This is a genomic window from Mycolicibacterium chitae, from assembly GCF_900637205.1.
GTDB classification, from domain to species: domain Bacteria; phylum Actinomycetota; class Actinomycetes; order Mycobacteriales; family Mycobacteriaceae; genus Mycobacterium; species Mycobacterium chitae.
In genome coordinates this window covers 5,157,819-5,172,766 of record NZ_LR134355.1, presented here as the reverse complement: position 1 = coordinate 5,172,766, position 14,948 = coordinate 5,157,819, and the positions used below count along the sequence as shown (strand labels likewise).

11 protein-coding genes are annotated in these 14,948 nt (G+C 62.7%); 7 read left to right on the top strand and 4 right to left on the bottom strand.

Translation table 11 applies throughout. The annotated features are described in order from the left end of the window. Positions 1–306: 306 nt before the first annotated feature. The 3 genes from EL338_RS24585 to EL338_RS24575 are packed head-to-tail and all read left to right on the top strand — an operon-like array spanning position 307 to position 6,480. Positions 307–726 (top strand): MmpS family transport accessory protein, encoded by a 420-nt coding sequence (locus tag EL338_RS24585; protein WP_126337116.1) that lies wholly within the window; start codon positions 307–309, stop codon positions 724–726. Continuing rightward, a complete protein-coding gene (locus tag EL338_RS24580) occupies positions 723–3,605 on the top strand; it encodes an MMPL/RND family transporter (RefSeq protein WP_126336133.1) in 2,883 nt (960 codons plus the stop codon). The genes EL338_RS24585 and EL338_RS24580 overlap by 4 nt, the downstream gene beginning before the upstream one ends. 10 nt (positions 3,606–3,615) lie before the next feature. After that, positions 3,616–6,480, top strand: coding sequence for an MMPL/RND family transporter (locus EL338_RS24575; RefSeq protein ID WP_126336131.1), 2,865 nt, complete (start codon positions 3,616–3,618; stop codon positions 6,478–6,480). Positions 6,481–6,542: 62 nt separating this feature from the next. On the opposite strand, the gene EL338_RS24570 is transcribed toward EL338_RS24575, so the two are convergent. The 3 genes from EL338_RS24570 to EL338_RS24560 all read right to left on the bottom strand — a co-directional run bounded on the left by EL338_RS24570 (position 6,543) and on the right by EL338_RS24560 (position 9,080). After that, positions 6,543–6,881, bottom strand: coding sequence for a hemophore-related protein (locus tag EL338_RS24570; RefSeq protein WP_126336130.1), 339 nt, complete (start codon positions 6,879–6,881; stop codon positions 6,543–6,545). A 158-nt stretch (positions 6,882–7,039) separates the two neighbouring features. Then, entirely contained in the window at positions 7,040–7,906 is an 867-nt protein-coding gene (rfbA, locus tag EL338_RS24565) for a glucose-1-phosphate thymidylyltransferase RfbA (protein ID WP_126336129.1), read from the bottom strand. Between the two features lie 376 nt (positions 7,907–8,282). Beyond that, complete coding sequence (locus tag EL338_RS24560) at positions 8,283–9,080, bottom strand: GAP family protein (protein ID WP_163791922.1); 798 nt, start codon at positions 9,078–9,080, stop codon at positions 8,283–8,285. Positions 9,081–9,435: 355 nt separating this feature from the next. Here EL338_RS24560 and EL338_RS24555 point away from each other — a divergent pair, with 355 nt between their 5' ends. Then, positions 9,436–10,413 (top strand): sulfotransferase family protein, encoded by a 978-nt coding sequence (locus EL338_RS24555; protein ID WP_126336126.1) that lies wholly within the window; start codon positions 9,436–9,438, stop codon positions 10,411–10,413. Positions 10,414–10,544: 131 nt separating this feature from the next. On the opposite strand, the gene EL338_RS24550 is transcribed toward EL338_RS24555, so the two are convergent. Beyond that, positions 10,545–11,381, bottom strand: coding sequence for an SDR family NAD(P)-dependent oxidoreductase (locus tag EL338_RS24550; RefSeq protein ID WP_126336124.1), 837 nt, complete (start codon positions 11,379–11,381; stop codon positions 10,545–10,547). 254 nt (positions 11,382–11,635) lie between these two features. Here EL338_RS24550 and EL338_RS24545 point away from each other — a divergent pair, with 254 nt between their 5' ends. The 3 genes from EL338_RS24545 (at position 11,636) to EL338_RS24535 (ending at position 14,942) form a co-directional block, all read left to right on the top strand. Beyond that, on the top strand, positions 11,636–12,694 hold the full coding sequence (locus EL338_RS24545; protein WP_126336122.1) for an NAD-dependent epimerase/dehydratase family protein: 1,059 nt from the start codon (positions 11,636–11,638) through the stop codon (positions 12,692–12,694). A 170-nt stretch (positions 12,695–12,864) separates the two neighbouring features. Further along, complete coding sequence (locus tag EL338_RS24540) at positions 12,865–13,965, top strand: acyltransferase family protein (RefSeq protein WP_126336120.1); 1,101 nt, start codon at positions 12,865–12,867, stop codon at positions 13,963–13,965. Positions 13,966–14,207: 242 nt separating this feature from the next. Further along, a complete protein-coding gene (locus EL338_RS24535; protein ID WP_126337114.1) occupies positions 14,208–14,942 on the top strand; it encodes a class I SAM-dependent methyltransferase in 735 nt (244 codons plus the stop codon). Positions 14,943–14,948 lie beyond the last annotated feature (6 nt).

Below are 14,948 nucleotides of genomic sequence, written 5' to 3'. Positions count from 1 at the left end.
CCCGTGCCGACCGTGAGTTGCACGGTCGTGCCAGAGATTGTCGGTACCAAGTCTAAGAGACGGTCTATCGGGCATTCGCCAGGAAATCGTTGCGGTGCAGTTTCCCGCAGGCCCACAGGCAAATTCACAGGTGCCTCTATTTGCCGGTTCTAAAGGCGCCCAGAACCGCCTTATACGCTGGCCATGGGCATGGTTTACTCTTCCAGAACTGAGTTGCGGCCTCGGGGGGCCACGTGTTTGCGAGTGCGGCGCACCATCGCGCCGGGTGTGGCAAGTTAACGGAGGAGAACTACCATTTTGCGGCTTCTGAAGCGGTTGTGGATACCGCTGCTGGCGCTCGTGGTGTTCAGCGCTGGTGGTTTCGCCGTGTCGAGGCTGCATGGGATTTTCGGCTCGGAACAACGCCCGACGTACGGGACTTCGGAACAGGCCCAGACGGAAGCGTTCAACCCGAAGAGATTGACCTATGAGGTGTTCGGGTCGCCGGGTTCGGTAGCCAATATCAGCTATTTCGATGCCGACACCGATCCGCAATTCGTGGAGGATGTCAGCCTGCCCTGGACCTTGGAATTTGAGGTCAACCAGACGACCACCATCGGCAGCATCATGGCGCAGGGGGATGGCAGCACCATCGGCTGTCGGATCATCGTCGACGATGAGGTCCAGGAGGAGAAAGTCGCCAATCAGGTAAACGCCTTCACCTCTTGCCTCGTGCAGGCCGCATGACCACCGAAACCACGGAGACGCAGCGGTCGTCGCGCCCGCGGATTGCGTCCTTCATCCGCACCTTCTCGCCGCTGATCATTCTGGGGTGGCTGGCGCTCGCCGTGCTTGCGACGGTGGCGGTCCCGCCGCTGGAGGTGGTGGAACGCGAGCATGCGGTCTCGCTGACACCCACGGAAGCCCCGGCCATCCAGGCAGCGGTGCGCATGGGCGAGGTCTTCCAGGAGCCGAGCTCGGAGAGCGTCGCGGTCATCATCCTCGAGGGCCAGGAGCCGCTTGGCGCCAACGCCCATGAGTATTACGACGAGATCATTCGTCAGCTCGAGGAAAAACCCGAACATGTGCAGTTCGTCCGGGACTTCTGGGGCGACCCGCTCACGGCCGGAGCCGCCCAAAGTGCCGATGGGAAGGCCGTTTTCGTCCAGATCAACCTGGTCGGCCGCTTCGGGCAGGCCGAGTCGAACGAGGCCGTCAGGGTTGTTCAGGAGATCATCGAGAACACGCCCTCGCCACCGGGCGTCGAGACCTACCTGACCGGACCGGCGGCCATCGCCGCGGACGCGGGCGAGAGTGGGGCCGCGACGGTCCTGCTGTTCACCCTGGTCACCATCGCGGTGATCTTCTTGATGCTGTTGTTCTTCTACCGGTCCTTCATCCTCGTCATAGTCCTACTGTTCGCGGTCCTCGTCGAATTGCAAGTGGCCCGTGGTCTCGTCGCCTATCTCGGAATGCACGGGGTCGTCGGACTGACGACGTTCGTGGTCAACCTGTTGGTCTCGGTGGGCATCGCGGCCGGAACCGACTACGGGATCTTTTTCTTCGGCAGGTATCAAGAGGCGCGACAACAGGGCGAAACCCGGGAACAGGCCTATTACACCGCCTTCAGCTCGGTCGCGAAGGTGGTCCTGGCCTCCGGCGTGACGATCGCCGGAGCCATTGCCTGCCTGAGCTTCACCCGGCTGCCCCATTTCCAGCCGTTGGGTATCCCGGGCGCGCTGGGCATCTTGGTGGCGGTCGCGGTGGCACTGACCCTGGTGCCGGCCACCATTGCGCTCGGCAGTCGCTTCGGCCAGTTCGATCCCAAGCGAAATGTCATGACCCGGCGTTGGCGGCGTATCGGCACCGCCATCGTCCGATGGCCGGGTCCGATTCTGGTGGCGACGATGGCGCTGGCGATGATCGGTCTGCTCACCCTGCCGGGCTACAACCCCAGCTACAGCGACCAGGAATTCATCCCGGAGAACATTTCCGCCAATCAGGGCTACAAGGCTGCGGCGCGCCATTTCCCCGCAGCGGTCATGGCGACGCCCGAACTGCTCATGATCGAGTCCGATCACGACATGCGGAACCCGACGGACCTGCTGGTCCTGAACAAGCTCGCCAAGGCGATCTTCGAGGTGCCGGGCATCGCCAACGTGCAGTCGGTGACGCGACCTGAGGGTACGCAGCTCGAGGACACCACCATTCCGTACATGATCAGCATGTCCAATGCCAGTCAGCGCCTTGCGCTTCCGTTCCAGCAGGCGCGCATGCAAGACATGCGCAAGCAGGCCGACGAGATGGCCGAAACCATCGCCTTGATGAAGCGGATGTACGCGCTGATGCAGGAGATGGTCAGCACGACGCAACGGATGGTCGAGACCACCCACGAACTGCAGGACACCACCACCGAATTGCGCGACCACATCGCGAACTTCGACGACTTCTTCAGGCCGATTCGAAACTATTTCTACTGGGAACCGCACTGTTACAACATTCCCATTTGCTGGTCGTTGCGAGGCATTTTCGAGGCGCTCGACGGTGTCGATCAGGTCAGCGGCACCATGGCGGAAATGGTCAAGGATCTCGATAAATTGGCGCTGCTGATGCCGCAGATGCTGCTGCAGTTTCCGACGATGATCTCGACCATGGAGTCCAGCCGCACCATGATGCTGACGATGTTCAGCACCATGTCCGGAATTCTGGGACAGATGGACGATTCCGCAGATACCGCCACCGCGATGGCCAAGGCATTCAACTCGTCGAACAACGACGATTCCTTCTATTTGTCGCCGGAAATCATCGAGTCCCCGCAATTCAAGCGCGTCACCGACATCTTCCTGTCGCCGGACGGCAAGGCCGCGCGCATGCTGATCACCCAACGCGGGGATCCTGCGACCACGGAGGGCATGGCGCTGGTCGAACCGGTCCGGATCGCGGCCGAGGAGGCGCTCAAGGGGACCCCGCTGGAGAGTTCGGAGGTCTACTTGTCCGGCACCGCGGCCGGGGTCAAGGACCTGGTCGAGGGCTCCATCTACGACCTGCTGATCGCCCTGATCTCGGCGATCTGCCTGATCTTCATGATCATGGTGCTGATGACCCGCAGCGTCATCGCCGCGCTGGTCATCGTCGGGACGGTGGTGCTCTCGCTCGGCGCGTCATTCGGCCTCTCGGTCTTGGTGTGGCAGCACATCTTCGGCATCCAATTGCACTGGGTGGTGTTGGCCATGTCGGTGATCGTCTTGTTGGCGGTCGGTTCCGACTACAACTTGATGCTGGTCTCCCGCATGAAGGAAGAGGTCGGCGCCGGTTTGAAGACCGGGTTGATCCGGGCGATGGGCGGCACCGGTCGGGTGGTCACCATGGCCGGGTTGGTCTTCGCGGCCACCATGGCCTCGCTGATCGTCAGTGATCTGCTGATGCTCGGTCAGGTGGGCACGACGATCGGCCTGGGCCTGTTGTTCGACGCGATGGTGGTGCGCGCGTTCATGACCCCGTCGATCGCCGCGCTGCTGGGCCGTTGGTTCTGGTGGCCCCAGCGGGTGCGTCCGCGGCCGGCCAGTTCGATGCTCCGGTCGACAGGCCCCCGCCCGCTCGTGCGGTCATTGCTCATGAGGGATTAGCGGAATCCGTATGGACACTGAGGATTCCCGGCGGCCCTTCATAGCCCGGACCATACGACGGTTCGCACCGCTGATCATCGTGGGATGGTTGGCGCTCATCTTGGCGCTGACGTTCTCGGCGCCGATGTTGGAGACCGTCGGCGAGGAGCACGCCGTCGCGCTGATGCCCTCGGACGCCCCGTCGGCGCAGGCGATGAAGCGCATGGTCGAAACCTTCGACAACTCCGATTCCGACAATTTCGCGATGATCGTGCTGGAGGGCCAGGAACCCCTCGGCGAAGACGCACGCGAGTACTACACGAACCTGGTCGACCAATTACACGGCGCCCCAGAGTATGTGACAAATGTGCAGGACCTCTGGGGCGACCGGCTGACCGCGTCGAGCGTGCAGAGCCCGGACGGCCGGGCCACCTACGTCCAGCTGAACCTGGTCGGGGATCAGGGCACCGCCCAGGGCGACAAGTCGGTCGCCGGCGTGCGGGACATCGTCGACGGGCTACCGCCCCCGGCCGGTGTGGATGTCTACGTCACCGGTGCGGGCCCGTTGGTCACCGACATGCACCAGGGCGGAAATGATTCCATTCTGAAGATCACCATCGTCAGCGTCGCGGTGATCTTCGCGCTGTTGCTCATGGTCTACCGGTCGCTGGTCACCGTGATCCTGCTGCTGCTGATGGTGGGCTTCGAGCTGGGCGCGGCGCGCGGTGTCGTGGCCGTGCTCGGCCACTACGAGATCCTCGGACTGTCCACCTTCGCCGTCAACATGCTGGTGTTCCTCTGTATCGCGGCGGGCACCGACTACGGCATTTTCTTCTTCGGCCGGTATCTGGAGTCGCGGCAGGCCGGTCAGGATCGCGAAACGTCTTACTACAGCATGTATCACGGTGTCGCCCCGGTGGTCCTGGCCTCGGGTATGACGATCGCCGGGGCGATGCTGTGCCTGAGCTTCACCCGGCTCCCGTACTTCCAGACCATGGGCGTTCCGGCCGCCATCGGCCTGGCCGCCGCGGTGGCGGTCGCCGTGACTCTGGTGCCGGCCGGTGTCGCGGTGGCCAGCCGATTCGGCATGTTGGAACCCAAGCGCAAGATCGCCGCGCGTCGCTGGCGCGGAATCGGGACGGCGATCGTCCGCTGGCCGGCGCCCATCGCGGTCTCCGCGCTGGCGCTGGCGCTCGTCGGCCTGCTGGCGCTACCGGGCTACAAGACGAGCTACAACGACCGCAACTACATTCTCGGAGACATCCCGGCCAATCAGGGATTCCAGGCCGCCGAGCGGCATTTCTCCCAGTCGCGGATGACCCCCGAAGTTCTGATGGTCGAAACGGATCGCGATCTGCGCAACCCGGACGACTTCTTGGTGTTGAACAAGGTCGCCAAAGCCATCTTCCAGGTGCGCGGAGTGTCGCGGGTGCAGGCGGTCACGCGACCGGAGGGCACCCCGATGGAGCGCACCTCCATCCCGTTCCTGCTCAGCCTGCAAAGCGCCACCCAGACCCAGTCGAATCATTTCCAGAACGAACGCACCGACGACATGTTGAAGCAGGCCGACGACATGGCGAAGATGATCGCGGTCCAGAAGCGCATGTTGGGCGTCATGACAGAGATGGTCGCCACCACGAAAAGCATGTTCGGGCATACGACGGAGATGCAGGAGATCCTCGAGGAGTTGCGCGGCAGCATCTCGCTGTTCGACGACTTCTTCCGGCCGATCCGCAACTACTTCTACTGGGAACCGCACTGCTACAACATCCCGGTCTGTTGGGCGCTGCGATCCATCTTTGACACCATCGACAAAGTCGACCGGTTGAACGACGACTTCGCGGTCCTGGTCGACGATATGGCGATCATGAACGAGTTGATGCCGGAGATGCTGGTCATCATGCCGAAAATGATCGCGGTAATGGAGCGGATGCGGGAGATGACGCTCACCATGCACAGCACCATGTCGGGGCTGAACTCCGGCATGGAGGAGTCCTCCAAGGATGTCAGCGTCATGGGGCGGGCATTCGACGCGGCCCAGATCGAGGACTCGTTCTTCCTGCCTCCGGAGGTGTTCGAGAATCCGGAGTTCCAACGCGCCATGGAATTCTTCCTGTCGCCGGACGGGAAATCCGTGCGCTACATCATTTCTCATAGCGGTGACCCCGCCTCCATCGAGGGCATCCAACGCATCGACCAGATCAGGACCGCGGCCGAGGAGGCGCTCAAGGGCACACCGCTGGCCGGCGGCAAGATCTATATCGCCGGCGCCGCGGCCACCGCCAAGGACTGGCATGACGGATCGACCTGGGACGTCTGGCTCGCCGGTATCGCCGCGGTGTGCCTGGTCTTCCTGATCATGCTCATCATCACGCGCAGCCCGATCGCGGCCCTGGTGATCGTCGGTACCGTCGTGCTGTCGCTCGGCGCCTCGTTCGGCATCTCAGTGCTCATCTGGCAGTACATCTTTGGCATCTATCTGCACTGGATGGTGCTGGCGATGTCCGTGATCATCCTGCTGGCAGTCGGTTCGGACTACAACCTGATGCTGGTCTCCCGCATGAAGGAAGAGATGGGCGCGGGGTTGAACACCGGCCTGATCCGGGCGATGGGTGGCACCGGCAAGGTCGTGACGACGGCGGGTCTGGTGTTCGCGCTCACGATGGCCGCAATGGTGGTCAGCGACCTGCGGATCATCGGGCAGGTGGGCACCACCATCTGCTTCGGTTTGCTGTTCGACGCGTTGATTGTGCGCGCCTTCCTGACCCCGTCGATCGCCGCTTTGCTGGGCCGGTGGTTCTGGTGGCCGCAGCGGGTGCGCCCCCGACCCGCCAGTGCCATGCTTCGCCCCTACGGGACCCGTCCCGCGGTGCGTGCATTGCTAGGGGACGACTGACGATACAAATCGTCCCCAGCGGTGAGGCCCTCTCCGCTGGGGACGATCTGGGGTGAATGAGCTCAGTACTTGGAGCAGCTGGTCAACATCTGCTGGAACACCGGCAGGGCCTGGTCGATGCCCGGGTTGCCGCTGATCTGGTTGAGCAGGTTGATCCGCTCGTCGCGGGACGAGCCGAGGTACACCTGCAAGAACTGCACGTTGGGCGGCGACTGGTCGAGGTACTGCGCGGCGGTCGGGTTCTCCGTGCGCACCGCCGTCATCGCCTGATCGAAGCTGCAGGTGGTGTCGACCATCGGCCCATAGTCGGGGGCTGCGGACGCGATACCCGCGCCGGCCGACAAGGACAGGGCCAGTCCGCACGCGGCGGCAGCTACTTTGGTCAACGGTGGTCGGATCATGTGTCGCTCCTTCGAATATTGACGAGATGTCGTCCAGCGGGGTCGACCCGGGACAGTCTCGACATCGGTTGAGCTACCCACCGATGCCTCGGTCTCAAACCTGGTGCGAGACCTACTTTCCTATCTGATGCGAAGGCTCGAACGTTACAGCGCGGAGGCTACTTCCGGTCCAACAGGTGTAGGAGGTACTGCCCGTAGCCGGATTTGAGCAGTTCGTTGGCGCGCGCAGCAAGCTGATCATCGTTGATAAAGCCTGCACGCCAGGCAATTTCCTCGGGCGCGCTGACTTTCAATCCTTGGCGTCGTTCGATGGTGCGAACGAAATCGCTGGCATCGAGCAGGGAATCGAAGGTTCCGGTGTCCAGCCACGCGGTCCCGCGGGCCAGCACTTCGACGGAGAGTCGGCCCTGTTCCAGATACGTCCGGTTGACGTCGGTGATCTCGTACTCGCCGCGCGCTGACTTCTGCAGCGAGCGTGCGATTTCGATGACGTCGTTGTCGTAGAAGTACAGCCCGGGCACCGCATAGTGCGACTTCGGGTGCTGCGGCTTCTCTTCCAGTGACAGCGCCGTGCCGTCAGCACCGAACTCCACGACGCCGTAGGCCGCCGGATTCGCTACCCAATACGCGAAAATCGCGCCGCCGCTCACATTCTGAAACCGACTCAGGCTGGTGCCCAGTCCCGGACCATAGAAAATGTTGTCGCCCAGAGCAAGTGCCACGGTGTCGCCACCGATGTGGTCCGCACCGATCACGAAGGCCTGGGCCAGGCCCTCGGGGTCCTCCTGAACCGCATAGCGCAAGTCCACGCCAAACGCCGATCCGTCGCCCAGAAGCCGCTGAAATGCGGAGGCGTCACTGGGCGTCGTGATCACCAGGATGTCTCGGATACCCGCCATGATCAGTGTCGACAGCGGGTAATAGACCAGCGGCTTGTCGTAGACGGGCAGCAGCTGCTTGCTCACGCCCATCGTGATCGGATGCAGCCGGGTGCCCGAGCCACCCGCCAGAATGATGCCGCGCATGCCTTCTACCCGGCGGCGAACTCGGTAGTGGCGTGGCGGCGGCCGTCCCTGTAGCAACGCTCGTTGTCGCGGAACACGCATGCCACCTTAACGTGTGTGATCCAGAATGCCGACTGAATGGTCTTGACGGCGGGCCCGATGCGGGGCTGATATTGCGCACAAGAATGCGGCCGCACTGTGCGGCCGCAGGTGAGTGGTCAGCCAAAACAACAGGGAAACAAGGGCTCTGCGCTTCATCAGTCTGGATTGCCGGGGCTGTCGACGGGCGCATCGGCCCCGGTAGGGCAAATTTCGCCGGCGACAGCGAATTTGCTGGACCTCGCTCGAGGTCGCCTGCCGGCCTGCCGAGAGCTCGGATTGCGGGAGTCCCGACGGCTCAAACGCGACTGATGCCAGTGAGCACGGTGGAGGCACCGGCCACGGTGAAAATGGCCACCAGGATCTGTCGTCGATGAGTGATGGTCCAGCTGCGTAGTCGCTGCAGGACCGCCTCGGTTCTTGCGGGCATCAGCAGGCTGCCCACGAGCACCGTTTCGACCAGGGCGAGTAACACCAGAGCGTACGCGATGACGGCGCTGACCTGCGCACCTACGGTGGCTCCGGAAGTCACGATGATCGCCAGTACGAGGAGGATCATCTCGGGCGCCGGCCCCATTACGAGCCCGATCACGCAGGCGATCCAAAGTGCGCCGTTGTTCCACCCGTTGCGGGCGGGGGCGAGCACCCGCTGCAGCACCGATCGGACCGTCGTGGTGGCAGGCCCGGCGTCGGCCGAATGGTGGTCGGTCACGCGCGTGCTGTTCGGATCGAGGAAAGAAAGTTCACCGCGCGCAGTTTGCGGACCCGATTTCCGCCGGCTCCGAAGGCGTGCGGTCAAAAATGCGCCGACCAACAGTAGCAACACACCCAGCCCAATTTGCACCTTACCCACGGTGGACCCCATCGCCGAGTCCGCCAGATCACGCATCACGGGTTCGAACATCGGCGTGAGGTTCAACACCAATAGTGGGATAGTCAGGGATAACGAAGTCGCGGTCAAGCACCCGATCCAGAAGGCGATCAGGTTCTGTGTCGGGCGTGGCCGAGTCACAAGTAACAAGACCACCCCCAAGCGCACCGGGTTGAGGTTCCCCAGAACCGCCACAGCCAGCACCGAACCCAACACCGCCGCCACGCTACCCCGTTGACGTTGCCTACAAGCCCCTTTGGGGTCCCATCGGGGGTGCTCGAACGGCCTGCGCCGCACGAGAACTTTTGAGAGGCAGAGCCGCGGGTAATCGGCTCAAACTTACCGTCGCAGGTGCGGACGACCTCGGAGCCTGTGCGTGGCAGCATAATTGACGATACGCCGCCGGGCTATCGGACTATCGTGGATGACACTTGACCTACAGTGGCGCTATCGCCACGATTGGTTTGGGACGCCACGATTTTGGGGGTTACATGTTCGACGCCGGTTATCAGTGCAGGTACGCCTCGGTGCAATACTGCGTCCTCGCGGCGGGTGCCGCCCATAACGATGAGTGGAGTTCATGACGGTGCCGGACGGACAGAACGGCACTTCGCCGCGCCCCGTCATCGTCTTTGTCCTGGGGGTGGCCCGTTCCGGTACCTCGGCTCTCACGAGGGTCCTGTCGCTGAGTGGCGCTGCGCTTCCCGACGGGATGCTGGGAGCCGGCAAACACAATCGACGCGGCTACTGGGAGCCCCGTGCATCGATCATCCTCAACAGCGCGTTCCTGGCCAGGCAGGGCAGTTCCTGGTGGGATCCGTCGCTGCGGTTGTTGGAGGAGGGTGAGATCGAGCCGCGCGACAAGTCGGCCTACATTGCCGAGATTGTCGCGTATCTCCAGCGATTGCCAGTCGCGCCGCACACCGTGATCAAAGAGCTCCGCATCACCGCGCTGTCCGAGATGTGGTTCGAAGCAACGCGTTTAGCTGGATACGAGCCTGCGGCGGTGATTTCGGTGCGGCACCCGCAGGAGGTCATCGCGTCATTGGGTGCCGCCGGCCGCGCATCGCCGGAACTCGCGAGCGCCCTGTGGGTGAAGTACAACTTGCTTGCTGAGCGACAGTCGCGTGGCATGCCGCGCGTCTTCGTCGAGTACGAGAAGCTGCTCGACGATTGGCGTCGTGAAGTCAAGCGGATCTCGACAACGCTGGCGATGGACCTCGACAGCCCGGATGAACGCGCGATCGAAGAGTTCCTGACACCCGATCTTCGACACGAACGACACCACGGAGCCGTCACCGACCCGTTCGGCTCCGATTGGATATCCGAGATCTACGAGGTCACGCGGGCGGCCGCAGGGGACCAGCTTCCGGATACGTCGGCGCTGGATCGGGTGTACGGGGCATACCAGGCGAATGAGCACGCCTTCCGAAACGCGTTCGAGGGCTCCCGCCGCTACACCGACAGTCTGTTGAACAAGATTTCGCGGCCATCGATCATGAAGCCGGTGTTCGAGATCCAGGCGATGGCGCGGCGGCGCAAGGGGACCTGGGCGTAAGCGGCCCAGGTCGGCATCGGTTGCCAAAAATACTGCCCTCGTTGCATTCTGCTCGATCCCGACCGTGGACAGGGCGACTTGACATTAGCTGACACAGATACGGTGGTTGGACTGGGCGGGACCCGGCGTCGTCAATGGGGCGGTGACGGCGCCGATCTCTTGCGAGAGATCACCGCGGCGAACAATCGCAGGTAGCCCGGTCCGGTCAGCCGTACGAGGAGGTCGAGCGCTTTGGCGTCTCGGCCAACCAGTATTCGCGCTTTGTTCTTACGGACCCCGGTCAGGATTCTCTGTGCCGCTGTCTCCGCAGATGTGATCGCCGCTTTGTCAAATACCCTGATACTCAGGGCCTTGTCGAAACCAGGCACTCCGTCGGCATGATGGGCGAGTCCGGTTTTTATGCCGCCTGGGTGAACAGCCGTGACGTTCACCCGATGTCCGCTGAGGATCATCTCGAGACGTAGGGCCTCGGTGAACCCGCGGACCGCAAACTTCGAGGCGACGTAGGCGGCCTGGCCGGGCGCCGCGCACAACCCGAACAAGCTCGAGATGTTCACAACGTGGCCATCACCCGAGGTGATCAGGTGGGGTAGGAACGCCTTTGTCCCATTGACGACACCCCAGAAGTTGACGTGTAGCACCCGCTCGATATCGGTGAGCTGTGAGGATGCGACGTCGCCGGCAAATGCGATGCCAGCATTGTTGTAGACTTGGTTAACCGTACCGAAGTGGTCGTGCACCGCATCGGCGTAGGCATGCAGGGACTCTCGCTCGGTGACGTCCAGGCGGTCAGATTTGACTGGCGCACCAAGGTGTTTGAGCATCGCTTCGGTGCTAGCCAGGCCGACACTGTCGATGTCGCTGATCGCCAGTCTCGCGCCAGAACGGGCCAGTTCGACGGCTATCGCCTGCCCGATTCCGGAGGCGGCTCCGGTTACGACGGCCACCTTCCCGGCGAACCCCTCCATGACGGCCCCCTTGCCTGGACGTGAATCAGCGCCTCAGTTCCTTACATTCGGTCGGCCGTCACTCTACGCACGCTCCTACCGCCTCGAGAGTCAAAGTGGGAATGCCGGCGGCGGGACGCAGACACCCGCCAGCGGACTTCCGGCACCTCAGTATTCCCGCCTAACGTACCGCCGTTACCATGACCTGGACTGCACCCCTGGGCGCGTGCGGTTGCTGTCTGACTCTGCAGTCGCACGGGAGGTGTCACCGACAAATGGCTAGGTCCGTACTGATCACCGGCGGAGCAGGGTTCATCGGTTCTGCGCTTTCGTCTCTTCTTGTGGCATCCGGCTACGACGTTGCCGTGATGGATGTCTTGCATCCACAGGTGCACTCCGGGAGCGGGGACATCAGCCTGCCGCAGTCGGTGCGACTGTTCACCGGTGATGTCACTCATGCCCCGGACTGGGACGCCGTGCTTCGCCTGTTCAAGCCCTCTCAAATCGTCCATCTGGCAGCTGAAACCGGTACAGCGCAATCTCTTTCCGAGGCAACGCGCCACGGCTCGGTCAACGTGGTGGGAACCACTCAGCTACTGGACGCGCTGAGTCGCTCCGGCATGGTCCCCGAGCAGCTGGTATTGGCGTCATCAAGGGCCGTATATGGTGAAGGATCCTGGCGGGTCGGAGCGCAAACCTTCTATCCGCTGCCGCGTAGTCATGCCCAGCTTGTGGCCGGCAGTTGGGACCCGCAGGGGCCCGAAGGCGGCCCCGCGATACCAATTCCCAGCCGTGCCAGCCTCACTGAGCCGCGACCTACCAATATCTACGCCGCGACGAAGCTTGCACAGGAGCACCTACTTGCCGCCTGGGCCGCGGCGCATGACACCAACCTCAGTGTGTTGCGACTGCAGAACGTGTACGGACCCGGGCAGTCACTTACCAATTCGTATACCGGGATCGTGGCGCTCTTCGCGCGATTGGCGCGGGCCGGTGAGACGTTGGAGGTCTACGAGGACGGCCGGATCGTGCGCGACTTCGTCTTCATCGATGACGTCGTCGAGGCTCTGTTCAGCGCAGTCCGTTCACCCGCGCGCGGACAGCGCTGCCTGGACATCGGTTCCGGAAACGCAACCACCATCCACGAGTTGGCCCGCGAAGTTGCCCGCATCTGTTCGGCCCCGGAGCCCGTGGTGGTCCCGAAGTTTCGTGACGGTGACGTACGCGCAGCGAGTTGCGAACTCGAGCCCGCAATCAGCGCCCTCGATTGGCGGCCGAAGTGGTCGCTCGCCGATGGTCTGCCGGCGCTTCTGGAATGGATCGAGAACTCCTAGCAACCGGAATGGCCTGCTTGATCGAGCGCTGACCTCGGTCACTGACGCACATCAACATCAATGGCGAATGGATCTCCCCGCAGTCAATCGATCAAGTCCGTGAAACCTGCACGGCCCGAATTGGTCTGGCGATACTATGACCCGGCGATATCGGAAGCTTAGGGAGGCGGATGAAGCTCGGGATTGCATTCGATCCGCGAAATAATGCGCTCAATGCGCTTCGACTCGTGTTGGCGACCGAAGTGATCCTCTTCCACTCGTTCCCGGTGACCGGCCATGTCGTGTACTCCCCGGCGGTTCTGCAACTGCTCTTCTCGGTGGGAGTCGACGGGTTCTTCGCACTATCCGGATTCCTCATCACTGCGAGTTGGCTACGCGATCCCCACGTGCGCGACTATGTCCTCGCTCGTGCGCTGCGGATCCTCCCTGGCTTCTACGTCTGCCTGTTGCTGACGGCGTTCGTCATCGCTCCGCTCAGCGTAGCCATCCAGGGCGGATCACCGATGAAGCTGCTGCTGTCCAGTGCGCCGGTCGATTACGTCTTGAAGAACCTCGGAGTGATCCACCTCCAATTCGATGTGGCCGGAACGCCAGCCGATATCCCCTTCGCGGGCATCTGGAATGCCTCGTTGTGGTCCCTCATCTGGGAGCTGATGTGCTATCTCGCGGTGGCTGGGTTGGGCATTGTCGGACTCGCCAAGTTCCGATGGGTGTCTCCGGTGATCCTGGTGCTGGCGACAGCCGGGGCGGCAATGCTGCCGCCGCTGACATTCCCCGGTGAGTGGACGATTCCGCAGCTGGCCATGCGCACCGCCATCATGTTCTCGGCGGGCGCTGCCCTCTACCAATGGCGCGATGTCATCCCAGCGCGGTGGTCACTGGTCGCGGTATGTGCCGCCATCGTCGCGGTGGCCGGCACCATGCCCGACTATCGCCTGATCGGTGGGCTGCCCTTGGCGTATGCCGTCGTCGTCTCTGGCATCCTCGTGAAGAGCAACCGCATGAACGTGCGTACCGACATCTCTTACGGAATGTACATTTACGCGTTCCCCATCCAGCAGTTGCTGGCGGTCGCGGGCCTGTCCAATCTGAATCCGTTCGTGTTCTTCGTCGTCTCCACGGCCGCGACGTTGCCGATGGCCGCGGCGAGCTGGTTCCTGGTCGAGAAGCGCGCACTGGATCTGAAGAACCGGATGAAGCGCAAACGTCTCCTGTCGTCGACGGACCCTCTGGGGGTGAGTCCGCGCGCCGCCACCGAGCCCGGGCTCTGATTCGGACCGCGGATGCCGACTGGATCGGGACGCGGCCACCCAGCCGTAGGCCCAGAACAGCATCTGGCAGGGTTGCCGGATATCGCGGGTAGTCTTCACCCCAAGGCATTGACCGGATATCGATGTGATCTGACTTCTATTCATCAACAGGGGATTTCGTGACTATGGCTCTCTTCCGCCTGGCATTGCAACCGAAGGCGCCGTTCATCACCCGTCGCTATCCCTTCCGGGGTCGGCGGCGGATGCTCGAGGTATTGGGCCCGGATTTGGCGCGCCCGGTAGGCATGCGCGCCGAGGATGGTCCTCCTGAAGACTCCGCGATCGGACGGATCTTCGAGACCACCGGCGACATCCATAAGCTCCGGCACTATCTACCCATCTACGAGCAGGCGTTGGGCCATACAGAACGGATGCTCGAGATCGGTGTGGACCGGGGCGGTTCGCTGCAGATGTGGCGGCAGTACCTGCCTGACGCCACCATCGTGGGCCTCGACATCAACCCGAAGGTCACCCAGTACGACGACGCCGCACGGGACATCCATGTGCGGGTGGGGGACCAGACCGACACCGCCTTCCTGAGCAGCGTCCTCGAGGAGTTCGGTACCTTCGACACGGTGCTCGACGACGGTGGCCATACGCCCCACCAGATGATCACGTCGTTCCAGTACCTCTTCCCCCGGCTCAAGCCCGGCGGCGTCTACATCGTCGAGGATGTCTGTGCCAACTACTGGACGCCCTACCGGGATCAACCCGAATCGTTCATCGACTTCACCAAGTGGCTGATGGATGCGATGCACGCCCACTACATGCAGATGAAGTCGGTCTTCCATCTGATGGAAGGGCATCCTAAGCGGGTCAGGGAAATGCAGGTGCCGCTCGCGGCGACGATCATCGATCGGATCGAGGTGTTCGATTCCGTGGTGGTGGTGCATCGAGCAAAAGATTCGAAGCCACTACCCAGGGCCTCCTTCAGCTAGCGTCTT

Coding starts and splice junctions, on each gene's coding strand:
- EL338_RS24580 (WP_126336133.1), top strand. CDS start 723: ATGACCACCGAAACCACGGAGACGCAGCGGTCGTCGCGCCCGCGGATT.
- EL338_RS24575 (WP_126336131.1), top strand. CDS start 3,616: ATGGACACTGAGGATTCCCGGCGGCCCTTCATAGCCCGGACCATACGA.
- EL338_RS24555 (WP_126336126.1), top strand. CDS start 9,436: ATGACGGTGCCGGACGGACAGAACGGCACTTCGCCGCGCCCCGTCATC.
- EL338_RS24535 (WP_126337114.1), top strand. CDS start 14,208: ATGCTCGAGGTATTGGGCCCGGATTTGGCGCGCCCGGTAGGCATGCGC.
- EL338_RS24545 (WP_126336122.1), top strand. CDS start 11,636: ATGGCTAGGTCCGTACTGATCACCGGCGGAGCAGGGTTCATCGGTTCT.
- rfbA (WP_126336129.1), bottom strand. CDS start 7,906: ATGCGCGGCATCATTCTGGCGGGTGGCTCGGGCACCCGGCTGCATCCG.
- EL338_RS24550 (WP_126336124.1), bottom strand. CDS start 11,381: ATGGAGGGGTTCGCCGGGAAGGTGGCCGTCGTAACCGGAGCCGCCTCC.
- EL338_RS24540 (WP_126336120.1), top strand. CDS start 12,865: ATGAAGCTCGGGATTGCATTCGATCCGCGAAATAATGCGCTCAATGCG.
- EL338_RS24570 (WP_126336130.1), bottom strand. CDS start 6,881: ATGATCCGACCACCGTTGACCAAAGTAGCTGCCGCCGCGTGCGGACTG.